General features: G+C 45.5%; 22 protein-coding genes and 5 tRNA genes. 25 read left to right on the forward strand and 2 right to left on the reverse strand.

Features of this window, described 5'->3' with window-relative positions; all coding sequences use genetic code 11:
* Positions 1 to 60: 60 nt before the first annotated feature.
* From recO to BW931_RS03215, 12 genes are all read left to right on the forward strand, one after another.
* Positions 61 to 804: a DNA repair protein RecO gene (gene recO, locus BW931_RS03160; protein ID WP_076569885.1), complete on the forward strand. Its 744-nt coding sequence runs from the start codon at positions 61 to 63 to the stop codon at positions 802 to 804.
* Between the two features lie 295 nt (positions 805 to 1,099).
* The gene (gene glyQ, locus BW931_RS03165; RefSeq protein WP_076569887.1) at positions 1,100 to 1,984 is read left to right on the forward strand and encodes a glycine--tRNA ligase subunit alpha; all 885 of its coding nucleotides are present in this window, start codon (positions 1,100 to 1,102) and stop codon (positions 1,982 to 1,984) included.
* Positions 1,977 to 4,058, forward strand: coding sequence for a glycine--tRNA ligase subunit beta (glyS, locus tag BW931_RS03170; protein ID WP_076569889.1), 2,082 nt, complete (start codon positions 1,977 to 1,979; stop codon positions 4,056 to 4,058). Before glyQ ends, glyS begins: the two co-directional genes overlap by 8 nt.
* An 85-nt stretch (positions 4,059 to 4,143) precedes the next feature.
* The gene (locus tag BW931_RS03175) at positions 4,144 to 4,773 is read left to right on the forward strand and encodes a transcriptional regulator CcpN (protein WP_008588798.1); all 630 of its coding nucleotides are present in this window, start codon (positions 4,144 to 4,146) and stop codon (positions 4,771 to 4,773) included.
* Between the two features lie 21 nt (positions 4,774 to 4,794).
* Positions 4,795 to 5,607, forward strand: a complete 813-nt coding sequence (locus BW931_RS03180; RefSeq protein WP_008588801.1) for a pyruvate, water dikinase regulatory protein — start codon at positions 4,795 to 4,797, stop codon at positions 5,605 to 5,607.
* Between the two features lie 169 nt (positions 5,608 to 5,776).
* Complete coding sequence (locus BW931_RS03185) at positions 5,777 to 6,232, forward strand: YaiI/YqxD family protein (RefSeq protein WP_076569891.1); 456 nt, start codon at positions 5,777 to 5,779, stop codon at positions 6,230 to 6,232.
* A 12-nt stretch (positions 6,233 to 6,244) separates the two neighbouring features.
* A complete protein-coding gene (gene dnaG, locus BW931_RS03190; protein ID WP_327288006.1) occupies positions 6,245 to 8,074 on the forward strand; it encodes a DNA primase in 1,830 nt (609 codons plus the stop codon).
* 30 nt (positions 8,075 to 8,104) lie between these two features.
* Positions 8,105 to 9,232 carry an RNA polymerase sigma factor RpoD gene (gene rpoD / locus BW931_RS03195; RefSeq protein WP_008588808.1) on the forward strand — a complete coding sequence of 376 codons (1,128 nt, stop codon included), beginning with the start codon at positions 8,105 to 8,107 and terminating at the stop codon, positions 9,230 to 9,232.
* Positions 9,233 to 9,305: 73 nt separating this feature from the next.
* Positions 9,306 to 9,836, forward strand: coding sequence for a hypothetical protein (locus BW931_RS03200; protein WP_076569895.1), 531 nt, complete (start codon positions 9,306 to 9,308; stop codon positions 9,834 to 9,836).
* A 138-nt stretch (positions 9,837 to 9,974) separates the two neighbouring features.
* Entirely contained in the window at positions 9,975 to 10,331 is a 357-nt protein-coding gene (gene cccA, locus BW931_RS03205) for a cytochrome c550 (RefSeq protein ID WP_076569897.1), read from the forward strand.
* 59 nt (positions 10,332 to 10,390) lie between these two features.
* Complete coding sequence (locus BW931_RS03210) at positions 10,391 to 11,101, forward strand: tRNA (adenine(22)-N(1))-methyltransferase (RefSeq protein ID WP_076569899.1); 711 nt, start codon at positions 10,391 to 10,393, stop codon at positions 11,099 to 11,101.
* Positions 11,088 to 12,191, forward strand: a complete 1,104-nt coding sequence (locus BW931_RS03215) for a Nif3-like dinuclear metal center hexameric protein (protein ID WP_076569901.1) — start codon at positions 11,088 to 11,090, stop codon at positions 12,189 to 12,191. The genes BW931_RS03210 and BW931_RS03215 overlap by 14 nt, the downstream gene beginning before the upstream one ends.
* Positions 12,192 to 12,322: 131 nt before the next feature.
* Here the strand turns inward: BW931_RS03215 and BW931_RS03220 are convergent, their stop codons facing one another.
* Complete coding sequence (locus tag BW931_RS03220) at positions 12,323 to 13,294, reverse strand: 4-hydroxy-3-methylbut-2-enyl diphosphate reductase (RefSeq protein ID WP_076569903.1); 972 nt, start codon at positions 13,292 to 13,294, stop codon at positions 12,323 to 12,325.
* Between the two features lie 136 nt (positions 13,295 to 13,430).
* Between BW931_RS03220 and BW931_RS03225 the strand changes: the two genes are divergently transcribed.
* Positions 13,431 to 14,753 (forward strand): DEAD/DEAH box helicase, encoded by a 1,323-nt coding sequence (locus BW931_RS03225; RefSeq protein ID WP_076569905.1) that lies wholly within the window; start codon positions 13,431 to 13,433, stop codon positions 14,751 to 14,753.
* Positions 14,754 to 14,771: 18 nt separating this feature from the next.
* Positions 14,772 to 15,665, forward strand: coding sequence for a deoxyribonuclease IV (locus tag BW931_RS03230; protein ID WP_076569907.1), 894 nt, complete (start codon positions 14,772 to 14,774; stop codon positions 15,663 to 15,665).
* 121 nt (positions 15,666 to 15,786) lie between these two features.
* On the opposite strand, the gene ispG is transcribed toward BW931_RS03230, so the two are convergent.
* Complete coding sequence (gene ispG, locus BW931_RS03235; RefSeq protein WP_008588823.1) at positions 15,787 to 16,890, reverse strand: flavodoxin-dependent (E)-4-hydroxy-3-methylbut-2-enyl-diphosphate synthase; 1,104 nt, start codon at positions 16,888 to 16,890, stop codon at positions 15,787 to 15,789.
* A gap of 187 nt (positions 16,891 to 17,077) precedes the next feature.
* Here ispG and BW931_RS03240 point away from each other — a divergent pair, with 187 nt between their 5' ends.
* The 11 genes from BW931_RS03240 (at position 17,078) to BW931_RS03290 (ending at position 22,849) form a co-directional block, all read left to right on the forward strand.
* Positions 17,078 to 17,713, forward strand: a complete 636-nt coding sequence (locus BW931_RS03240) for an NfeD family protein (protein ID WP_327288011.1) — start codon at positions 17,078 to 17,080, stop codon at positions 17,711 to 17,713.
* 146 nt (positions 17,714 to 17,859) lie between these two features.
* Entirely contained in the window at positions 17,860 to 19,497 is a 1,638-nt protein-coding gene (locus BW931_RS03245; protein WP_076569909.1) for a Na/Pi cotransporter family protein, read from the forward strand.
* A 115-nt stretch (positions 19,498 to 19,612) separates the two neighbouring features.
* Positions 19,613 to 19,686, forward strand: a tRNA-Met gene (locus BW931_RS03250).
* A gap of 13 nt (positions 19,687 to 19,699) precedes the next feature.
* A tRNA-His gene (locus tag BW931_RS03255) sits at positions 19,700 to 19,775 on the forward strand.
* A gap of 3 nt (positions 19,776 to 19,778) precedes the next feature.
* Positions 19,779 to 19,852 (forward strand) — tRNA-Ile (locus tag BW931_RS03260).
* Positions 19,853 to 19,859: 7 nt separating this feature from the next.
* Positions 19,860 to 19,954: transfer RNA gene (locus BW931_RS03265), tRNA-Ser, on the forward strand.
* Positions 19,955 to 19,967: 13 nt separating this feature from the next.
* Positions 19,968 to 20,040, forward strand: a tRNA-Phe gene (locus tag BW931_RS03270).
* A gap of 204 nt (positions 20,041 to 20,244) precedes the next feature.
* Positions 20,245 to 20,859: a superoxide dismutase gene (locus BW931_RS03275; protein ID WP_008588831.1), complete on the forward strand. Its 615-nt coding sequence runs from the start codon at positions 20,245 to 20,247 to the stop codon at positions 20,857 to 20,859.
* 219 nt (positions 20,860 to 21,078) lie between these two features.
* Positions 21,079 to 21,228, forward strand: a complete 150-nt coding sequence (rpmG, locus tag BW931_RS03280; protein WP_073991986.1) for a 50S ribosomal protein L33 — start codon at positions 21,079 to 21,081, stop codon at positions 21,226 to 21,228.
* A 93-nt stretch (positions 21,229 to 21,321) separates the two neighbouring features.
* Positions 21,322 to 21,891, forward strand: a complete 570-nt coding sequence (locus BW931_RS03285; protein WP_008588836.1) for a 5-formyltetrahydrofolate cyclo-ligase — start codon at positions 21,322 to 21,324, stop codon at positions 21,889 to 21,891.
* A 4-nt stretch (positions 21,892 to 21,895) separates the two neighbouring features.
* Complete coding sequence (locus BW931_RS03290; RefSeq protein ID WP_008588838.1) at positions 21,896 to 22,849, forward strand: L-lactate dehydrogenase; 954 nt, start codon at positions 21,896 to 21,898, stop codon at positions 22,847 to 22,849.
* The last annotated feature ends 19 nt before the right edge of the window (positions 22,850 to 22,868 follow it).

The raw sequence follows: 22,868 nt of genomic DNA on the forward strand, positions 1-22,868 counted from the left end.
TGGGAGACAGGTTTGAAATGACGGGGAAAGAATCATGAGTGGGAGGACAGGTGAAAGAGTTTGTTGGAAAAAATCGAGGGTCTGGTTATCAGGACAAGAGATTACGGAGAAACTCATAAAATTGTCACGCTTTGGACACGGGAAAAAGGAAAGATTACTGTAATGGCCCGGGGAGCGAAAAAACCGAGCAGCAGAATGAGTTCGGTGACCCAGCCCTTTATTTACGGCAACTACCTTATATATATAGGGAGCGGCATGGGATCGATGTCCCAGGGAGAAACTGTCGATTCTTTTCGATCAGTGAGGGAAGATATATTAAAGGCGGGATACGCTTCTTTTGCCTGTGAACTCGCTGATAAACTGGTGGAAGAAAAAGAGCCGGACCCATTCCTTTTCGAACAACTTCTTACAACACTTACCTACATTGATGAAGGCCGGGATCCGGAAATTGTCACGATGATGTTCGAATTGAAAATTTACAGGAAAGCAGGATTTGCTCCGGTTCTCTCCAGGTGCATTAATTGTGGAAATTCGGAAGGTCCTTTTTCTTTTTCTGTCGCAGAGGGAGGATATCTCTGCAACAGGTGTAAACATGTAGATCCCGATCGTTACGACTTGTCGGAGAGATTCAGCAGTCTGCTGCCTCTGCTCGCAGAAATGGACCTGAAGAGACTCGGAAACATATCAATGAAGAAAGAAAATAAAGAAAAGCTTCGTCAGCTTTTGGACAGGTACTACGAACAATACGGAGGGTATTTTCTGAAGTCCCGGAAGTTTTTGAAGCAAATGGATAAGTTTTATTGACAAGTGGAGCTCAGATTATGTATGCTTTCATATATCATATACATTGTGAAGAAGGGAAGTAGTACTCGGAAGCGGAGATGCCCAGCGAGGCTGTAACAGGTGCAAGGCAGCCCATTTCCCTCCGAAGAAGGCAGTCCGGAGCAATGATCGGAAAGTGGCTGATACGTCAGGACGTATCGGCAAATAGGGTGGAACCGCGGAAATCCCGCCCCTATGTCTTTACGGCATAGGGGCGGGATTTTTCGTGCAGGATGGTGAGTAATAAGAATTTCTTTAATATACAGGAGGTAGTGGAATGGATATCCAAACGATGATATTAACTTTGCAGAAACACTGGTCAGACCAGGGATGCATTTTAATGCAGGCCTATGATACGGAGAAAGGGGCCGGGACGATGTCCCCTATGACGCTGTTAAGGAGTCTGGGACCGGAACCGTGGAATGTAGCTTATGTGGAACCTTCACGTCGTCCGGCTGACGGAAGGTATGGAGAGAATCCGAACAGACTTTACCAGCACCATCAGTTCCAGGTCATAATGAAACCGTCTCCGGACAACATACAGGAGATATATCTGGAGTCCCTGGAAGCTCTCGGAATCGACCCGTTGCAGCACGATATCCGTTTTGTGGAGGATAACTGGGAAAACCCGACCCTCGGTGCTGCCGGCCTTGGCTGGGAAGTGTGGCTTGACGGCATGGAAATCACTCAGTTTACCTACTTCCAGCAGATAGGCGGTCTGGAAGCGAAACCGGTTTCTGCGGAAATTACGTACGGTATTGAGCGGCTGGCTTCCTATATTCAGGATAAAGAAAACGTATTCGAGCTGGAATGGACGAACGGGGTGACCGTAGGCGATATTTTTTCTCAGCCCGAGTATGAACATTCCGTCTATACTTTCGAGGAATCGGATGAAGAGATGCTGTTTGAACTTTTTACAACGTATGAAAAAGAAGCGGAGAAGCTCATGGAGAGAAATCTCGTCTTCCCTGCCTATGACTACGTTTTGAAATGTTCCCATACGTTCAACCTTCTGGATGCAAAAGGCGTCATATCCGTCACTGAACGGACCGGTTATATCGGAAGAGTGCGTAACCTGGCGAGAAAGATAGCGAAGGCGTATGTAGAGAAGCGGGAAGAACTAGGTTTTCCAATGTTAAAGGAGGAATCGACTCATGAGTAATGAGGCACTATTCGAAATAGGTCTTGAGGAGCTGCCTGCCCGATTCATCAGCAGTGCCGAAAATCAACTGAGAGAAAAAACAAAAGAGTGGCTGGAGGCGAACAGACTGCCATTCACCTGGATAACTGTATATTCCACTCCGAGAAGACTGGCCGTATATATAGAAGGGCTGCCTGAAAAGCAGCCGGATACCGAGGAAAAGGCGAAAGGTCCTGCTGAAAAAATTGCGGTAAATGAAAATGGAGAGTGGTCGAAGGCAGCTATCGGTTTTTCCAAAGGTCAGGGAAAAACCCCGGAGGATATCTACTTTGAAGAGGTTAACGGTACGTCTTATGCGCACATAGATAAATATATTAAAGGCGAAGAGACGGAAACTATTCTGCAGGACTATAAGAACGTGATCCTGTCCCTCGCTTTTCCGAAAAATATGCGCTGGGGAAATCATTCCCTTAAATTCATAAGACCGATCCGCTGGCTCGTCGCTTTGTTCGAGTCAACAATCATTCCTTTGGAAATCGAAGGGGTTTCCGCAGGAAAAACTACGCGCGGTCACCGGTTTTTAGGAAAAACCGTTACAATAGAACGCCCTTCCCAGTACGTAAGCGCTCTTTACGAACAATTTGTGGCAGTGGACCGTAACGAACGGAAAGCGGATATTCAGCGTCAACTGGAGCAGCTGCAACAGGAGAAAAACTGGAACATTCACGAAGACGAAGAACTGTTATGGGAAGTCACGGACCTCGTAGAGTACCCAACGGTGTTCAGCGGGAGTTTTGACCAGTCCTTTCTTAAGGTACCGGATGAAGTACTGATCACTTCTATGAAAGAACATCAGCGTTACTTTCCCGTGCACCGGGAAGAGGATCTTCTCCCTTACTTTGTAGGTGTGAGAAACGGCAATGGAGAGCACATCGATAATGTAGCGAAGGGGAATGAAAAGGTGTTACGGGCAAGACTGTCGGATGCCGAGTTCTTTTACGAAGAAGACCTGAAGGTATCGATTGAACAAAGGCTTGAAAAGCTTGGTAAAATCGTTTATCAGGAAGAACTGGGAACTCTCGCTGAAAAAGTGAGCAGAAATGAAGATATAGCTCTTATCATAAGCGACAAACTCGCTATCTCAGATAGTGACAGGGCAAATGTGCAAAGGGCAGCCCGTATATCCAAATTCGATCTCGTTACGCAAATGGTCGACGAGTTCACTGATTTACAGGGAATCATGGGTGAAAAATATGCGCGCATTTTCGGGGAAAATGATGATGTGGCTGTAGCTATCCGTGAACAGTATCTTCCGAAACAGGCGGGAGGGGCCGTGCCTGAAACAGTTACAGGTGCCGTGTTAAGCCTGGCTGATAAACTGGATACAATCGTCGGGGCGATAGCTGTAGGAAACCTTCCGAGCGGTTCCCAGGACCCTTATGGTCTAAGGAGGCAGGCGCTCGGGGTTCTTAAAATCATCGAGGAACGCGGGTTTGATATCAATATAACGGAACTTCTGGACAGAACGGTGTCCTATTACGGGGAGAAGGCGGTTGGAACAGCAGCAGAAACGGAACTTCGAGCCAACGTCCATGAGTTTTTCAATGCAAGAACCGCCTACCTGCTGAAAAAAGAAGATGTAGAAAGCGATGTCGTGGAAGCGGTGCTAGCGGAAGGGAGCGGTAATTACCCCCTCACGAAAGAAAAAGCCCATCTGCTTTCCGGAAAAAGGCATGAAGATGGATTCCGCGCTGTTCAGGAAGCGTTCGGAAGAACATTGAATATGGCCGACAAAGCGGAAGGTGCCGAAGTGGATAAAGCTTTATTTGAAAAAGAAGAAGAACTGAGGCTATATGAAAAACATGAAGAAGTGAAAGAAGCATTCTTTAAACAACTGGAGGAAAGAGAAATAAATGCTTCTCTTCGCACTCTGAGCGAACTGGCGGAGCCGATTCACTCATTCTTCGACAATATTATGGTCATGGCGGAAGATGAAAGAGTGAGAATGAACCGTCTGGCACTTTTAAAGAACGTGGCGGACACTCTATACGTTTTTGCAGACTTCAATGCTATCCAGTGGAAACAGCAGAATTGACGCCTCCCTTCTTTTCCTTTCTTTTAAAAAATGTATATAATATTAAATAATAGTATGGCATAGTTAGGACGAGGGTGGTGAAATCATGGATCTGTCCAACCGACAAGAAAGAATTATTGAAATCGTAAAAGAACAGGGCCCTATTACCGGTGAAAACATAGCTGATCAGCTTAGTCTCACGAGAGCCACGTTGCGGCCTGATCTTGCGATACTGACAATGGCCGGCTACCTTGATGCCCGGCCGAGAGTAGGCTATTTCTTTACGGGTAAAACCGGATCGGAACTGCTTACGGAGAAACTGAAAAAATTCAAAGTGGGAGATTTTCAATCGATCCCGATTGTTGTAGATGAGAATGTATCGGTTTACGATGCTATTGTTAATATGTTTCTGGAGGATGTAGGTACTATTTTCGTCACGAATGAAAATGCTAAACTGACAGGCATCCTCTCGAGGAAAGATTTACTGCGGGCAAGCATAGGGAATCAGGATCTCACTTCGGTACCCGTACACATCATAATGACCCGAATGCCGAATATTGCTTACTGTTCAGCAGAAGATTTACTGCTCGATACCGCCCAGACATTAATTGAAAGACAGATAGATGGAGTGCCGGTCGTGGAGGAAAAGGAAGACGGCCTTGAAGTGGTAGGCCGTTTGACGAAGACGAATGTAGCGAAAGCGCTGGTCGAACTCGGGAGAGACGAGCACCTGTAAATCATTTTGGGAGGGGACAGCATGGTCAAACCATTTGTATATATTATGTCAGACTCCGTCGGGGAAACGGCGGAACTCGTAGTGAAAGCGGCTTTGAGCCAGTTTAATGATGGACCCTTTGACGTACAGAGAATACCATATATCGAAGATGAATCGATCATCGATGAAACGCTGATTCAGGCAAAGGAACATGAAGCGTTAATCGGGTTCACCCTGGTATCGCCGGAACTCAGAAAGTATCTGCTTAAACGGGCCGAAGAAGAAGAGTTGGAATGTGTAGACATAATGGGGCCTATGATAGACTCTATGGAGAGACACTTCGGTAGAGAACCTAGGCTTGAAGCAGGACTCGTCCACAAACTTGACGAAGATTATTTCAAGCGGGTGGAAGCGATCGAATTTGCAGTCCGCTACGATGACGGCAGGGATCCGCGAGGGATAAAGAAAGCCGACATTGTACTTATCGGGGTCTCCAGGACTTCCAAAACCCCTCTTTCCCAATATTTGGCGCATAAACGGCTTAAAGTTGCCAACGTTCCAATCGTTCCGGAAGTCAAACCACCGAAGGAACTTTTCGAAGTTGATCCAAGAAGATGTATAGGCCTGAAGATAACGCCCGAAAAATTGAATGATATAAGAAAAGAACGCTTAAAAGCGTTAGGTCTGGGCGATGAGGCGAGTTATGCCAATCTTGAAAGGATCAAACAGGAAATTTCCTATTTTGAAGGAATTGTCGAAGATATCGGCTGTGAAGTAATAGATGTCTCCCACAAGGCTGTGGAAGAGACGGCTAATAAAATTATTCACACTTTACGTACCAATGGAGAAAAATAGAAAAGTCGCGCTGTGACAGCGCGACTTTTTCAAGCGTGAAAGCCAAATAGTGGCATCCGGCCAGAAAGTTGTTTTATAATAGAATGTCGTAGCCCAATATGGAGCTTTCAGAATAATAAAACATTCATCAGAAAGAAGGATTTCAGAGTGCTCTGTAGAAACTAAAATTATGACGAAATTTACACTGACTATATGGGTAGACGCTGACAGCTGCCCCGTAAAAGAAGAGATTCGATCAATTTCGTACAGACAAACCATACCTGTCCGGTTTGTAGCGAGCTACGACCACTATTCCCCCGATCTCGGGGAGGAGTGGACTTTTGTAGAAAAAGGGCAGGATGCGGTGGATCTGTTTATTCTTAATCATGTAAAACCTGGTGATGTAGTGGTGACTCAGGATTTATCACTGGCCTCACTGCTTCTTGAGAGAGGGGTTTACGTTCTGACCCCCAGAGGTAAACTGATTAAAAGCTTCGAGGTGGAATCGATTATGCATTCCAAGTATATAAGAATGAAGGAAAAAAGACGCGGAAACTATGGGAAGGGGCCTGCCGCTCTGACCAGGCATGATCGCATGCTGTTCAAAGAAAGATTGTCGGGTATCCTGCATGAGCGTGGCATGTAATCAAATAATAGAGTGCTGGTGATAGAAATGGTCGGACGTATTCCGGAAGAAACTGTAGAAGAAGTTCGGAAAACCGCGGATATTACAGATGTAATCGGGGAACATGTACAACTGAAGAAACAGGGGAGGAACTATTTCGGACTATGTCCGTTTCACGGAGAGAGCACGCCTTCTTTCTCTGTCTCCCCGGAAAAACAGATTTTTCACTGTTTCGGTTGTGGAAAGGGAGGAAACGTATTTTCCTTCCTGATGGAAAAAGAGAACTGGACGTTTATCCAGGCTGTCGAACATCTGGCAGCCAGGAATAATATTGCCCTTCCCGAAAAGAGTCAGACGGTGACCGAAAGGGAAGATGACGGGGCCCAGCGGATACTGGAAGCCCATCAGTGGCTGGCCAAACTTTACCATCATTTTCTGGTGAACACTACGGAAGGTAAGGAAGCACTTCAATATCTGACGGAAAGAGGTTATTCAAGGGAGACCATTGATACTTTCAATCTGGGATACGCTCCTGACAAGCCGGATGTAGTAGCCACTTTTCTGGAGAAGAAGGGTTATCACCCTCAGGAAATGGTGAAAGCCGGTCTGCTTTCGGAAACAGACAGTGGAGGGTACCTCGACCGTTTTCGCGGAAGAATCATTTTCCCGCTGCGGAATCATCTGGGAAAAACGGTAGCTTTTGCCGGCCGGACCCTCGGGGAAGGCCAGCCTAAATATTTAAACAGCCCCGAGACTTCTGTGTTTCATAAAGGGAAACTGTTGTATAATTTTGATCTGGCGCGCGGTTATATCCGGAAACAGAACAGGATCGTTCTTTTTGAAGGATATGCCGATGTGATTGCTGCTTATCAGGCGGATATCGGCGCCTCCATTGCTACCATGGGAACGTCGCTCACCCCGGGGCAGGCGGAGCTTATGAAGCGGTATTCGGAGAAGGTTATTATATGTTATGACGGGGACAAACCTGGAATCGAAGCGTCTGTGAAGACAGCCAAAGAACTCCAGAATGCCGGCATTCATGTATTCATAGCCAGAGTGCCTGACCAGAAAGACCCTGATGAATTTATAAAAACAGAAGGCGGAGACAGGTTCAAACGGGAAGTAATCGATACGAGCGAACCGTTTGTAGGGTATCTCATGAGATACTATAAAAATCAGTTCAATCTTCAGGTTGAAGGTGATCGTTTCGAGTACCTCGAGACTGTCCTGCGGGAAGTCGCCAAGTTAGAAAGAGGGGTGGAGAGGGAATACTACCTACAGGAACTCAGTAAGGAGTTCTCTCTATCCATGGAGAGCCTCAAAGAGGAAATGGAGAAATGGAAACCTGAAGCAAATACGGGGACACCCCGTCATCAAAGCTGGCGGAAAGCAAACGATAAAGAATCACGTGCTTCTTCCGGTAATAAGCCCCGCCGTGCTTTTCACAACGCGGAGCGGAGACTGCTGGCTTATATGATGAAAGACACTTATATTGCTGAAGTGGTGAAACAGGAGATTTCTGCCTCTTTTAATATTGAAGATCACCAGATTATAGCAATGCAGCTATATGCTTATTATGAAGAAAATGAATTAATGAATACCAGTGAATTTCTGGAAAGCTTCAGTGAAGACCGTCTCAGGAATCTCGTTACGGATATAGCTTCCATACCTCTCACGCCTGAAGTGCCTGAAAAAGAGATAGAGGATTATCTGTATCAGGTGAAAAGGGAGAAATGGAAAAAAGAAAATACGAATCATCTGCACAAAGAAATGAAAGAAGTGGAGAAACAGGACCCGATACGCGCTGCTGAGATAGCTATGCAACTGTTGCAGGAAAACAGAGGCTGGAAGAGCAGAAAGTAGGCTGTTTACAAGTTTGAAGGAGGGGAGCTCATGGCTGAAAATAACCAAAAGTCAGCTAACGCTAACGCTAACGAAAATGAACTGACGCTGGACCAGGCTAAAGAACAGGTGATGGAGCTTGGAAAGAAACGTGGAGTTCTTGCTTATGAAGAAGTGGCAGAGAAATTATCCCATTTTGAATTGGATTCCGACCAGATGGATGAATTTTATGAGAAGCTGAACGAGCAGGGTGTAGAAGTGATAGGGGATTCCGAGAAAGACCCTAATATGCAGCAGTTGAACAAAGAAGAAGAGTTTGATCTGAACGATTTGAGTGTACCGCCAGGGGTGAAAATAAACGATCCCGTGCGTATGTATCTCAAAGAAATAGGGCGCGTGAACCTGCTGTCTGCGAATGACGAAATCAGTCTTGCCCACCGTATCGAAGAAGGAGACGAGTTCGCTAAGAGAGAGCTGGCGGAGGCGAACCTTCGTCTCGTCGTAAGTATCGCCAAACGTTATGTAGGTCGGGGTATGCTGTTCCTGGATCTGATTCAGGAAGGGAATATGGGTCTGATTAAAGCGGTAGAGAAGTTCGACTATCGAAAAGGTTTCAAGTTCAGTACGTATGCAACCTGGTGGATCCGCCAGGCGATTACGAGAGCTATCGCGGACCAGGCCCGGACAATACGTATCCCGGTCCACATGGTAGAGACTATCAACAAACTTATTCGTGTCCAGAGGCAGCTGCTTCAGGATTTCGGCAGAGAGCCGACACCTGAGGAGATTGCGGAGGAAATGGAGCTTACTCCTGATAAAGTAAGAGAAATACTGAAAATAGCCCAGGAGCCTGTTTCCCTTGAAACGCCTATAGGCGAGGAAGATGATTCCCATCTGGGAGATTTTATTGAAGACCAGGAGGCTACATCTCCTTCCGATCATGCAGCATACGAACTCTTGAAAGAACAGCTTGAAGATGTGCTGGATACGCTTACAGACCGGGAAGAGAATGTGCTTCGTCTACGTTTTGGCCTCGATGACGGCAGGACGCGGACACTTGAAGAAGTAGGAAAAGTTTTCGGGGTTACTCGCGAGAGAATACGGCAAATCGAAGCTAAAGCTCTGCGCAAGCTTAGACATCCGAGCCGCAGTAAACGTCTGAAGGATTTTATGGAGTAAAGGGAATAAAGTATGGGGTCCGGGGAGCTTAATGTCTCCGGGCATCCATTAATCCCCTGGAGGTAGACGGACATTGTCAAAAAACCGTAAGGACGTTATCGTAGATGAAATCAGATACTGGAAAAAGAATAAGCTGTTACCTGATAAATACTGTGATTTTCTGTTAGCTTTATACACAGAAGGTGAGAGCGGAGATGATAAAGAGAAAAAAGTCTTACGTACAAGCCCGTGGCTTGCTACATATTACTCTGTTAATTTCCTGTTGATTCCATTGTCGTTTACAGTTATATATTTTACTGAAAACGGTATCATTTTGCAATCCTTACTTTTGACCGGTTTTGCAGGTTCCTCTTTTTTACTGCAGAGCTTGATAAAAAAAGAAAAGGCGCCGGTTGAGCTTCCGATGATCATTACACTTATTATCGTTCTCCTGCTGACCACTTCTTCCGCTGCTTATTATTTCCCCATGTTATACGCCGAGGGGATTGCTCTTTTGAATGCAGTCGGATGGATGACGATCGGTATGCGGAGGAGCCTGTTCTATGTCAAGGTTTCAGGCATCGCTCTGTTGGCAGGCACGTTGATCAGCATGCTGATCAGATAATTTTTAGTACTTATAAACCTCTTTAAAAATTTAATTTTTAATTTATCATCTTTTCTAAATGGAGGATATCGAGTAGAATATATATAGCTCGGTTTAAAATACCTACAGTATAATGAATACATAAGGAGGAAGTTTTGTATGATAAAGAAACGATTAGTCCCTTTTGCACTTATCGCCGTATTGGGTATCCTGACGATGATAATTGTCGGCAGTGTAGGGATGAACCAGCAACAGGCAATTGAAAACGAAGACAAAGGCGGTGGAGAAGAACAGACGGCCAGCGCCAATCCTGAAGAAATGTTCCAGAATTCCTGCGCAAGCTGTCACGGCAGTGATTTGAGCGGTGGAGTAGGTCCAAACCTTCAGGGCGTGGGTGATCGTCTCTCCGTTGAGGAAATCGTCAGTACTATAGAGAACGGAAAAGGCCAGATGCCGGCAGGACTTTACACCGGAGAAGAAGCTAAAGCAGTAGCTGAATGGCTGGCGGAACAATAAATACGTAAGTGAAAAGCTTTCTGGATGCCAGGAAGCTTTTCTTATTGAAGGAGGAGTAAATGGTGAGGTTATCTGAACGTCTGTCTCTCATCGCGGGGTATCTTCCGGAGGAGACATATTTTGCAGACATAGGGTCCGATCATGCTTATTTGCCCGTATATTTCTGTTTGAATCATCCGGAAGCGAAGGCTTTGGCCGGTGAGGTGAACGAGGGGCCATTGAACAGTGCTGAAAAAGTGATAAAAGAATACGACGTGCATAACAGAGTGGAAGCGAGAAAAGGGGATGGTCTGGATGTTCTGGAGGGCCGTAACGTCTCCGAGGTGGTTATTGCAGGTATGGGCGGGCCGCTGATCGCCTCTATTTTGGAAAGAGGGAAGGACAGACTCCGAGATGTAAGGCGCTTACTGCTCCAACCTAATATCCATTCCGAAATAGTGCGCAGATGGCTTGAGGAAAACGGGTTCGCCCTGGTCGATGAAAAAATCATCGAAGAAAATAATCATATATATGAAATATTGATTGCAGACCGCGGTGCACCGTCTTCGTTGTATACAAAGGACTGTAAAGAAACGGAGTTATGGCTCGGTCCTATTTTAATGAAAGAAAAAACGGAAGCGTTCAGAAAAAAATGGGAACGGCAATTGAAGAAAAATATGGAAATTCTTCATAAGTTGGAACTGGCTGCAGATGAACAGGAATCGAAAAAGAAAGAAATTATAAAAGAAATCGATATACTGAAGGAGGTCCTCTATCATGAAAACGATTAAGGCAAAAGAAATTATGCGGGTAATGGACGACTGGGCACCGGAGACGTGGGCATTTGACTGGGATAATGTCGGTCTTCAGGTAGGCGGCAAAAATAAACAGGTGTCTAAAGTTATGGTTACTTTGGATGTACTTGAACCTGTAGTTGATGAGGCAATCAGTGAAGGTGCGGACTTAATTATTGCTCATCATCCCCTCCTTTTCCAAAAACCGGATACGATTGATACAGAGAAGGCTAAAGGTCGAATACTCCAGAAACTGCTCGCTCACGACATCACCGTCTATGCATCGCACACCAACCTTGATATCGCTGAAGGCGGTGTAAATGACGTGTTGAGTGACAGCGTAGGATTACAGAGAACGAAACCGTTTGTATCTTTATTTCAGGAAAAGGTGTACAAGGTAGCTATACATGTTCCTCATGACCATGCAGAAGATATCAGAAACGCTATGGCTGAAGCCGGAGGCGGACACCTTGGTGAATACAGTCACTGCACTTTTCAGATTGAGGGTGAGGGGACATTTAAGCCTTTGGAAGGAGCAGACCCTTATATAGGTGCACCGGGAGAAATGGAAAGAGTCGATGAGTTAAAAATAGAAACTATAGTGAAAGAAAACGATTTGAATAGTGTTATTCAGGCAATTGCGAAAGCTCATCCGTATGAAGAACCTGCGTATGATGTCTACGAAGTGAAAATCAATGGGGAGAACAGAGGCCTTGGCCGAATAGGAACACTAGCCTCGCCGACAAATCTTGAAAGTTTTACGGAAAAAGTGAAAAAAGCTTATCAGGTACCCTCAGTACGGGTTACCGGAGATTTGAATAAACCGGTGAAGAAAGTGGCAGTCGTCGGAGGGAGCGGCGAAGATTTTTTCAAAGCCGCAATCTCAAAAGGCGCTGACGTGCTGATCACAGGTGACGTGACCTTCCATAAAGCCCAGGATGCCTGGGCGGAAGGACTGGCCATCATTGATCCGGGCCACCACGTGGAAAAACTGGTATGTCCGGAGATTAAAAGAAGAGTCGAAGAAGCATTCGATGTAGAAGTGATCATATCGGAGACACATACTGAACCTTTTCGATTCATTTAGAAGAGAAATGCAGTAAGACCGGCAGTTTTACCTTCGCCGGTCTTTTTTGAATTTTTATTTAACATACAAAAAATACAGAATGCCTGTTGCGGCATTCTGTATATAAAAGTACTATACGGTGATAACGCTTTTCAGTTTTGCTTTGATGCTTTCGGTTTGTTCTGTTTCCGTTTAACCGGAGGTAGTATTTTTTTCTGTTCTACTTTGGATTCGCGGATCCAAGTGTCTTCGTCTTCCTCGTCGAAGTTTTCAATAAAACGGATTACCTCTTTGGTGATTGGAGTAGGGGTGGATGCACCGGCGGTTACAGCTACAGTTTCCACTCCATCAAGCCAGTCGAGGTCGATGTCTGTTACGTCTTTAATGCGATAGGCCTGTGTACCGGCTTTTTCAATAGATACCTGGGCAAGTCTGTTGGAGTTGTTACTTTTAGGGTCTCCCACAACCAGGGTGAGATCGGCTTCCCCTGCCTGCTCGGAAACGGCTTCCTGGCGGACCTGGGTGGCCATACAGATTTCCTGGTGTTTTTCGGTGTGAGGATACTTCTCCTTCACCCTTTCCATAACATCATAGACATCCCACTGGCTCATCGTGGTCTGATTGGTGATAAGCAGTTTTTCACTGTCCACTTCCAGGTTCTCCACTTCATCTTCCGTCTGAACGAGATGAACTTTTCCGGGGGCGACTCCAAGTGCACCTTCGGGTTCCGGGTGCCCTCTTTTACCCACATAAACGATTTCGTATCCTTCTGCCACTTTATCCCTGATAAGGTTGTGCGTATTCGTAACGTCAGGACATGTAGCATCCAGTGTCATCAGCCCTTTTTCTTTAGCCCGTTCTTTAACTTCGGGGGAAACTCCGTGGGCCGTAAATACGACTGTTCCATCATTGATGGATTCCAGTATTTCCAGACGATTCTCACCGTCGAGAGTTATAATCCCTTCGCTTTCGAATGCGTCCGTCACGTGGGAGTTGTGGACGATCATCCCTAAAATATATATCGGCCGTGGAAGATTCGGGTCTTTCGCTGCGTTCTGCGCAATAACCATCGCATCCACGACACCATAGCAGTAGCCACGAGGGGCAATTTTAATGACTTCCATGTGTTTTGTCCTCCTCCGTCTTCAAACTCTAATCTCATTATAAAGGTAAACGTTACTGATGTAAAAATTATTAGTGTGCAATATGAACCAGCCTCTATTATAATAGGGAAAGGATAAATTCTAAAGGAGTTTGATTATGAGTATACATTCGTTCGACCAGTACGACATTACATCCACCGTTTCTAATATCGTGAGCGCCTTGAAATTCAAAGAACCTACTGAAATTCAGCATAAAGTATTACCTCCATTTTTGAGAGGAGAAAGTGTAATTGCACGGTCTCACACCGGTTCTGGTAAGACGCATGCCTACCTTCTGCCGATTTTCAACCGTCTGGAGGCGGACAGAAAAGTGCAGGCGGTCGTCACCGCCCCGACGCGGGAACTGGCCATGCAGATTCATGAAGAAGTCAAAAAGTCTCTACAGGCTTCCGGATTCAGCGGAGAAGTGAAAGCGAAACTTGTCGTAGGGGGAAGCGACAAGTACAGAATGATGGAACAGTTGAAGAAGACTCCTCCGCAAATAATTGTAGGCACTCCCGGGAGAATTCTTGATATGACTAAAGAGGGCGCACTTGATTTGTCTGATGCAAAAACATTTATACTGGATGAAGCTGATCTGATGGTGGATCTCGGGTTCATTGAGGATGTGGATCAGATTCTGATCCGGATGAAAGAGGACCTGCAGGTAGGAGTGTTTTCCGCCACCATCCCGGAAAGATTGCAGCCTTTTCTTAAAAAATACCTCCAGTCCCCTGTATATATAGAAACGGACATGAAGCATCTGGCGCCGGAATCCATGGAACACAGGCTGGTAGAACTGAAGCATAAGGAACCGGCTGATGTAATTATCGAAATTTCGAAAGCGATACAGCCGTATTTGGCTATTATTTTCACAAATGGGAAAGACGAAGCCGACAAACTCGCTGCGGAATTGACTTCAAAGGGAATAAAGCCGGGTCTTATCCACGGAGGTCTCAGTCCAAGAGAAAGAAAACGTGTACTTAAAGATCTCAAGGAACTGCGGTTCCAATACATTGTAGCTACCGATCTTGCTTCAAGAGGTATAGATATTCAGGGGGTCAGCCACGTAATCAACGCTCAGATGCCTAAAGAAACGGAATTTTATCTTCACCGGGTAGGACGGACAGCGAGAGCAGGATTAGAAGGTACCGCCATTAATCTGTACAAAGACACGGACCTTCCCCTCATTGAAAAGCTGCAAGGAAAGGGGCTCACATTCAACTTCTATGAAGTGAAAAAAGGTGAATGGAGAGAAGCGAAGGACTACCGGCGCAGAGAAAATAGAGAAAAACAGGAAAACGAAATGGAAAAGAAAGCGAAACAGCTCGTACGTAAACCGAAAAAAGTAAAACCGGGCTACAAGAAGAAAATGAAATACAAAGCTGATAAAAACTATAAACAAATGAAAAGGGAAAGTTATCGTAAAGGGAAGAAATAACAGGAGGATTGCTGAAGTATGACTAAAATTGGTTCACACGTTTCGATGAAAGGTAAAAAAATGCTTCAGGGGGCCAGCGAAGAAGCTGTCTCCTATGGCGCCAATACGTTCATGATCTATACAGGTGCCCCTCAGAACACGAAGAGGAGACCGATCGAAGAACTCAACATCGAGAACGGGCAAAAGCATATGAAGGAGCATGGAATCGAAGAATTTGTAGTGCATGCTCCTTATATAATCAACGTCGGTAATACTGTGAAGCCGGAAACGTTCGAGCTGGGCGTGGATTTTCTCAGAAATGAAATTTCAAGAACAGAAGCTCTCGGAGCAAAACAGATTGTTCTTCATCCGGGCTCTCACGTAGCTCAGGGGGCGGATCTCGGCATCGCCAAAATTATCGAAGGGCTGAATGAGGTGTTATATAAAGACCAGCACGTACAGATAGCACTGGAGACGATGGCCGGAAAAGGTTCTGAAATAGGCAGGAACTTCGAAGAGCTGGCTGCGATAATGGAAGGGGTGGAGCATGATGAACACCTTTCCGTATGCCTTGATACGTGTCACATTCACGATGCAGGCTACGACATTGTAAATGATTTCGATGGTGTGCTGGAAACGTTCGACCGTATTGTGGGACTCGACCGGCTGAAGGTTATTCACGTAAACGACAGTAAGAATGAGAGAGGGGCCGCCAAAGACCGGCACGAAAATATAGGTTTCGGTTATATCGGCTTTGAAGCTCTCCATCACGTCGTTCACCACCCTAAACTCAAAGATCTTCCCAAAATACTGGAGACCCCTTACGTAGGAGAAGATAAGAAAAATAAAAAACCCCCTTATCAGCACGAAATTGAAATGCTGGAGGCCGGGATTTTCGACCGGGATCTGAAAGAAAAAATTATGAATCAGTAAGTTCGCGACTGCTGCCGACCTCTATGAAACATTGGAGGGAAGCGGCAGTTTTTTTATCTTTTATCATAGAAAAAGCCCCGACGAATATTTCTTCGTCAGGGCTGATGCCAGGAAAAGAGAATCAGTTAATAATTCCTTCTTCTCTTTGTTTTTCGTAATGTTCTTCGGCAAGTTTATCCACTTCTTTTTTCAGTTCCTCTACCATAATGTCTTCAGGAACTTTACGTATGATTTCGCCGTGTCTGAATAACAGACCTTCGCCGCGGGCACCTGCAATTCCTATGTCGGCCTCACGGGCTTCGCCCGGACCGTTCACCGCACAGCCAAGTACTGCAACTTTGATGGGAGCTTTAATCGTCTGGATATACTCTTCAACTTCGTTGGCAATGCTGATCAGGTCAATTTCGATTCTCCCGCATGTAGGACAGGAGATGAGTGTGGCTGCGTTGGATGCCAGGCCATAGGTTTTAAGAAGCTCTCTCGCTACTTTCACTTCTTCCACAGGATCGGCACTCAGGCTGATACGCACGGTACTTCCGATGCCTTTGCTCAATATAGCGCCGAGACCGGCAGCACTTTTTACCGTTCCTGCGAACAGAGTACCTGATTCGGTTATACCTAAGTGAAGAGGGTATGAGATCTGTTCAGCAGCTTTTTCATAAGCTTCAATCGCCAATTTAACGTCGGAAGCTTTAAGAGAGACGATAATATCATGGAAATCCAGTTCTTCCAGAATCTGAATATGGTGAAGCGCACTTTCTACCATACCCTGAGCGGTCGGATAGCCATATTTTTCGAGAATATGTCTTTCGAGTGAACCGGCGTTTACCCCAATACGGATCGGTACACCGTTCGCTTTTGCCGCTTTGACAACTTCTTCGACTTTTTCACGTTTGCCGATGTTTCCGGGGTTGATACGGATTTTGTCCGCTCCGCCTTCAATAGCTTTCAGTGCCTTCCGGTAGTCAAAGTGAATATCTACGACAAGCGGTATATTGATTCTCTTTTTAATCTCGGGAATAGCGTCTGCTGCCCGGTCGTCGGGACAGGCTACGCGTACAATCTGACAGCCTGCTTCTTCCAGACGAAGAATTTCTGCCACAGTCGCTTCTACATCATGAGTTTTTGTGGTAGTCATGGACTGTACAACGACCTGGTCGGAACCTCCGATAGTGAGATTTCCTACTTTTACAGGTCTGGTGTCTTTTCTGTGAGTTATTGCCATTATGAATCGCTCCTTTTACATTAAAAGGTCTCTTGTCTCATTATAAAGGCCAATATTTTAAATGAGAAGTTTCCCTTTTTCCTTTATACTGAATAATAACATCATATCATGTTTAAAACTATCTACAAAGCAAGAGAAGTTATTGAAACGAAATACGTATATTTTTCGTACATATGGTAAAGGTGAGGTGAGTACTTTGTTGACATATGACTGGATTGCTTTCTTTATAACCTTCTTCAGTACAATGTTCCTTCTGGGGGAACTGCTCGTCCGTATGAAAGGCGTTTTTGCGCTGCTCGGTATCGGGTTTATTACTGTGTATTTCTCTTCGTATCTCGAGCCTGATATGTTCTTCCTGATGGGGGCTATGTATCTGCTGGGGCTGGCACTTCTCATCGTGGACGGAAAATTTGTGAACGACGGTACACTCGGTACGATCGGGGCGGTAATCATGGTACTATCCGTAAGTCTCAGTGCACCGAGCTGGGGAGCGGGATTATACAGTGCGAGCGGGGTAGTTCTTGGTGGATTATCTTCATTGGTATTCCTTAAAGTATTCCCTAAACGTCAGATGTGGAGCAAGGTTGCTTTGAATGATCAGTTATCCTCGGAGCTCGGGTATAACAGTATGAATGAGACATATAGAGCTCTTATCGGTGAAAATGCGACAGCCGTAACCGATATGCGCCCTACCGGAACGATAGAAGTAAAGGGGAAAGAATATAGTGCCACTACGAATGGTAAATGGCTGGAAAAAGGAGAACAGTTGACCGTCGAGGATGCCGATGGTACAAGGATTCTCGTTACGAAGACAGAAACCTGAACAAATGGTTTCTGTCTTTGTTTGTAAAGATAATGTTAAGATTCGAAAATAACCTTTACAATAGCTCTTTCAATCATTAATAATGAGGACGGTAACAGAGAGAATGATTGATAACCAGCTGCCTGGGCAGTGAAAGGGTGAGGGGATTGGATATTAGTTATCAGGAAATTATATTTCAGTTTTTCGGTGGACTCGGAATATTTTTATTCGGTTTAAAGTATATGGCGGACGGTTTGCAGAGGACAGCCGGAGATCGCCTGAGAGATATTTTGGATAAATTTACGAAGAACCCTTTTATGGGAGTCATCGCCGGTGCAGTAGCAACGGGTTTTCTTCAAAGTAGTTCAACCACGACCGTGTTGACTGTCGGGCTTGTGAACGCAGGGTTCATGACCTTCAGACAGGCGATCGGGGTCATAATGGGAGCGAACATAGGTACTACACTTACAGCATTCATTATCGGTATTGATATTAAGGCATACGGGCTGCCTATTTTGGCAATCGGGGCCTTTATGATTTTCTTCTTTAAAAACCACAAAGTTTCCAACTGGGGCCAGACCATTTTCGGTTTCGGTGCACTCTTCTTCGGACTCGAGACGATGGGGAAAGGTGTAGAACCTCTTGGAAATGTTCAGACATTCACAGACCTCACAGTCAGCATGAGTAACAACCCGATTCTGGGTGTAGTCGTGGGAGTTCTGTTCACGGTTCTTGTCCAAAGTTCAAGTGCCACCATAGGTATTCTTCAGAGTCTGATGGGGGAAGGACTGGTATCCATTGATGCCGCCCTACCGGTGCTTTTCGGTGATAATATCGGTACTACCGTAACGGCGGCTCTTGCTGCAATCGGGGCAAGTGTCGGAGCCAAACGGGCAGCTTTCGCTCACGTTATCTTCAACGTGCTTGGAGCCGTAATCTTTCTTATGCTCCTCGTACCCTTCGAAGCTTATGTCAGATGGATAAGCAGTTATCTGGACCTGGGCCCCGAGATGACGATAGCTTTTGCTCACGGGTCGTTCAACATCGCGAACACGATTGTACAATTTCCATTCATCGCAATACTTGCATGGATAGTAATGAAACTGGTGCCGGGTGAGGATACGGTAATCGAGTACAAACCTCAGCACCTGGATCCGATCTTCATAGAACAGTCCCCGTCTCTTGCCCTGGACCAGGCGAAAGCAGAGATTATACGTATGGGAGACTATGCCTACAAAGGTCTCAGTGAAACGAACCTGTATCTCACAAGTAACCTGAGAAAACACTCCGAGCTTGCGACACAGGTGGAAGAAGCACTGAACAACCTCGACAGAAAAATCACAGATTACCTGGTCGACCTGTCGCAGACCTCACTTTCCGACGACGACAGTCATAAGCACGGGGCACTTCTGGACTCGGTGCGCGATTTCGAAAGGATAGGAGATCATTTTGAAAACCTTATAGAACTGATCGATTATAAAAATACGCACAAAGTGAACTTGACTGAACAGGCTCATGACGATCTGAATGAAATGTTCAGTCTGACTCTGGAAACGGTGAATCAGGCCACCAGATCTCTGGAATTCATGGATGAAGATGAAGCCCGGGAAGTAGTGCGGAAAGAAAATGAGCTTGACCGAATGGAACGTACTTACCGTAAGAAGCACATTATCAGATTGAACGAAGGAATCTGTTCAGGCCAGGCAGGTATCGTATTTGTGGATATGCTCAGTAACCTTGAGCGTATCGGTGATCATGCTGTAAACGTGGCGGAAGAAGTGCTTGGGGAGAAAGAAAACCTGTAGAAAAAGCAGGAGGAGGGAGGGGAAAACCTTCCTTCTCCATTAAATTTTCATGAACGTGTTGACAATAATAAATGACGCATGCTATATTAAATAGCGTCGTTAAAATACTTCATATGGCGGTGTAGCTCAGCTGGCTAGAGCGTACGGTTCATACCCGTGAGGTCGTGGGTTCGATTCCCTCCACCGCCATTACATATCTATGGCGGTTGTGGCGAAGTGGTTAACGCACCGGATTGTGGTTCCGGCATACGTGGGTTCGATCCCCATCAACCGCCCCATACGGACCCTTAGCTCAGCTGGTTAGAGCTATCGGCTCATAACCGATCGGTCGCAGGTTCGAGTCCTGCAGGGTCCATTATTACGGGGGAGTACCCAAGTACGGCTGAAGGGAGCGGCCTCGAAAGCCGCCAGGCGGTATTTATGCCGCGCGGGGGTTCGAATCCCTCCTCCTCCGCCACTTTCTTTACTTAGGCTCGGTAGCTCAGTCGGTAGAGCAACGGACTGAAAATCCGTGTGTCGGCGGTTCGATTCCGTCCCGAGCCATTTAAAAATGAACAGGCATCATCCGGAATCATCAAATTCATATGAATTTGATGATTTTTTGTTTAAACGGAAAGTAACTGAGGTAAACAATGGATGGATGCGGAAGGTAGTCGATCAAAACGTTTGCATCGATACTGACCGTTTGGTAAGTTAATAGTAAGGGTTTCAATCCCTTACATATTAAATACAAGGAGGATTTTATTTATGGCTAAATTTGAACTTCCAGAACTTCCATATGCTTATGATGCACTGGAACCGACAATCGACAAGGAAACGATGAACATCCATCATACCAAACACCACAACAAGTACGTATCAACATTGAATGATGCGTTGGAAGGTCACAGTGACCTGCAGGACAAATCCCTCGAAGAACTTCTTCAGAACAACCTGGAAATTGTTCCTGACGAGATTAAAACACCGGTACGCAGAAACGGCGGCGGTCACGCTAACCATGACCTTTTCTGGACTATCATGTCTCCGAACGGTGGCGGTGAGCCAAGTGGTAAACTTGCGGACGATATTAAACAGACGTTCGGAAGCTTTGAAGATTTCAAAGAGAAATTCGAAGCTACCGCTAAAGGCCGTTTTGGTTCCGGATGGGCCTGGCTCGTAGTTAATAACGGAAAACTTGAAGTTATTGATACACTGAACCAGGATTCTCCTCTTATGGAAGGTAAGACACCGGTACTCGGTCTGGACGTATGGGAGCACGCGTACTATCTCAACTACCAGAACCGTCGTCCTGACTATGTTGCAGCGTTCTGGAACGTTGTCAACTGGGACGAAGTAGAAAAACGCTATAACGAAGCTAAGTAATTCTTTACGCCCCTGCCGTTCATACGGCGGGGGTTTTGCTTAGGTTGCGGACCTTAGTTCCGCTCCCTGCGTACAGGCAGCTTCTGACGGAAAACATTCAAATAAAAGAAAAGTGTATTGTGAAAATGCTTGAAAGGGAAGCGACAATCTGCTATTATAATGAAGTCTGATTACAACTTTGAAATCATTAACATTAAAGAAATATTGGAGGGACAGAATATGCGCGTAAATATTACACTAGCCTGTACTGAAACAGGAGACCGTAACTATATCACTACTAAAAACAAACGCACAAATCCTGAGCGTCTGGAATTGATGAAGTACAGCCCGCGTCAGGGGAAACACACTTTGCACCGTGAAACAAAATAAAGACCTCATTAGATCGCGACATTTACTGTTGCGATCTTTTTTTTACATACGGAAGTACAGGCATTTCACTGCTTCAGGGGAGAGGGTGAGTCCATGAAGAAATTGATGCGTACTGAAATTATGCGTTACTTAAAGAACCTTTCGAGAGAACAGAGGCATCGAATTGAGGAGGAACAGTTTGTAAACGTAACGGGTACTTCCCAATGGGAAAGAGCCCGTGTAATAGCTATAACAGTTTCCAAATACCCGGAATGGAGTACGAGAAACTTTATCGAAAAAGGGTGGGAGGAAGGTAAGAAGGTCGCGGTTCCCAAAGTCTCCCCAACTTTAAAAAGCATGGAGTTCTATCTCGTTCATACATATGAACAAATGAAAGAAGGATACAGCGGTATTTTGGAACCTGATCCTGAATTCTGTTCAATAATTCACAAAAAAGACATTGATTTACTTTTTGTGCCGGGCTTATTATTTAATTACGACGGGTATCGTATAGGGTTCGGCGGGGGCTTCTATGACCGTTACCTGGAAACATTTTCAGGAAAGACGTTATCTGTAACTTCCGAAAATCAATTGCAGGACTTCATACCCGTCGAAGATCACGATATACCCGTTCAGTTGATTGTAACAGAGAGCCGTCTTATCAATACTTCCGGGGAGGAATGAACTTATGATGAATATGCGAAATAGAGTAGTTATCATTGGGAACGGAGCGGTGGGTTCCAGTTACGCCTATGGACTCCTGAACCAGGGAGTGGCTGATGAGCTGGTGATCATCGATCTGGATAAAGATAAAGCGGAAGGAGATGTCATGGATTTGAATCATGGACTTGCTTTCGCACCATCTTCTATGCAGATAAGAACGGGGGACTACCGGGACTGTGAGGGAGCGGATATAGTTGTAATTACTGCGGGAGCCAATCAGAAGCCCGGAGAAACCAGACTGGACCTTGCCATGAAGAATACGGAAGTGTTCAAATCCATCGTTGATCAGGTGATGTCCCATTCATTTGATGGTATATTTATAGTAGCAACCAATCCTGTGGACGTTTTAAGTTATATGACCTGGAAGTTCTCCGGGTTATCCTCCGAGCGGGTTATAGGGTCCGGTACGATTCTGGATACCGCCAGATTGAGGTATCAGCTGGGAGATTATTTCCGTATCGATGCAAGAAATGTACACGCCTACATCATCGGTGAGCATGGTGATTCGGAATTGCCTGTCTGGAGTCATGCGAACGTGGGCGGTATTCCCGTGGATCAGTACATATCCATGCATACGGAGAGATATGATGAAAAGGATCTGGAACCTATTTTCCATAAAGTACGCGATGCGGCTTATCATATTATAGAAAGAAAAGGTGCTACTCATTATGGAATAGCAATGGGGCTGGTACGCCTGACCAAAGCGGTTCTCCGCAACGAAGATGCCCTGTTCACTGTATCGGTACTTCTTGAAGGGCAGTATGATGAGGAAGATGTGTACGTGGGCGTACCGGCGATCATTAACAGAAACGGCGTTAGGGAAATAGTGGAATTGAATTTACGACAGGACGAGAAGGATTTATTCAAGAAATCCGTCTCTGTAGTGAAGGATGCTGTGGAGCGCGTAAAACATTATTAAGTTGTGACGAAGGGGGAGA

It is taken from the genome of Salimicrobium salexigens (genome assembly GCF_900156705.1).
Classification (GTDB): Bacteria; Bacillota; Bacilli; order Bacillales; family Halobacillaceae; genus Salimicrobium; species Salimicrobium album.

Bases quoted from the DNA above. Each gene is read 5' to 3' on its own strand.
- glyQ (WP_076569887.1), top strand. From the start codon at position 1,100: ATGGATATCCAAACGATGATATTAACTTTGCAGAAACACTGGTCAGAC.
- glyS (WP_076569889.1), top strand. From the start codon at position 1,977: ATGAGTAATGAGGCACTATTCGAAATAGGTCTTGAGGAGCTGCCTGCC.
- BW931_RS03175 (WP_008588798.1), top strand. From the start codon at position 4,144: ATGGATCTGTCCAACCGACAAGAAAGAATTATTGAAATCGTAAAAGAA.
- BW931_RS03180 (WP_008588801.1), top strand. From the start codon at position 4,795: ATGGTCAAACCATTTGTATATATTATGTCAGACTCCGTCGGGGAAACG.
- BW931_RS03185 (WP_076569891.1), top strand. From the start codon at position 5,777: ATGACGAAATTTACACTGACTATATGGGTAGACGCTGACAGCTGCCCC.
- rpoD (WP_008588808.1), top strand. From the start codon at position 8,105: ATGGCTGAAAATAACCAAAAGTCAGCTAACGCTAACGCTAACGAAAAT.
- cccA (WP_076569897.1), top strand. From the start codon at position 9,975: ATGATAAAGAAACGATTAGTCCCTTTTGCACTTATCGCCGTATTGGGT.
- BW931_RS03210 (WP_076569899.1), top strand. From the start codon at position 10,391: ATGGTGAGGTTATCTGAACGTCTGTCTCTCATCGCGGGGTATCTTCCG.
- BW931_RS03215 (WP_076569901.1), top strand. From the start codon at position 11,088: ATGAAAACGATTAAGGCAAAAGAAATTATGCGGGTAATGGACGACTGG.
- BW931_RS03220 (WP_076569903.1), bottom strand. From the start codon at position 13,294: ATGGAAGTCATTAAAATTGCCCCTCGTGGCTACTGCTATGGTGTCGTG.
- BW931_RS03225 (WP_076569905.1), top strand. From the start codon at position 13,431: ATGAGTATACATTCGTTCGACCAGTACGACATTACATCCACCGTTTCT.
- BW931_RS03230 (WP_076569907.1), top strand. From the start codon at position 14,772: ATGACTAAAATTGGTTCACACGTTTCGATGAAAGGTAAAAAAATGCTT.
- ispG (WP_008588823.1), bottom strand. From the start codon at position 16,890: ATGGCAATAACTCACAGAAAAGACACCAGACCTGTAAAAGTAGGAAAT.
- BW931_RS03275 (WP_008588831.1), top strand. From the start codon at position 20,245: ATGGCTAAATTTGAACTTCCAGAACTTCCATATGCTTATGATGCACTG.
- rpmG (WP_073991986.1), top strand. From the start codon at position 21,079: ATGCGCGTAAATATTACACTAGCCTGTACTGAAACAGGAGACCGTAAC.
- BW931_RS03285 (WP_008588836.1), top strand. From the start codon at position 21,322: ATGAAGAAATTGATGCGTACTGAAATTATGCGTTACTTAAAGAACCTT.
- BW931_RS03290 (WP_008588838.1), top strand. From the start codon at position 21,896: ATGATGAATATGCGAAATAGAGTAGTTATCATTGGGAACGGAGCGGTG.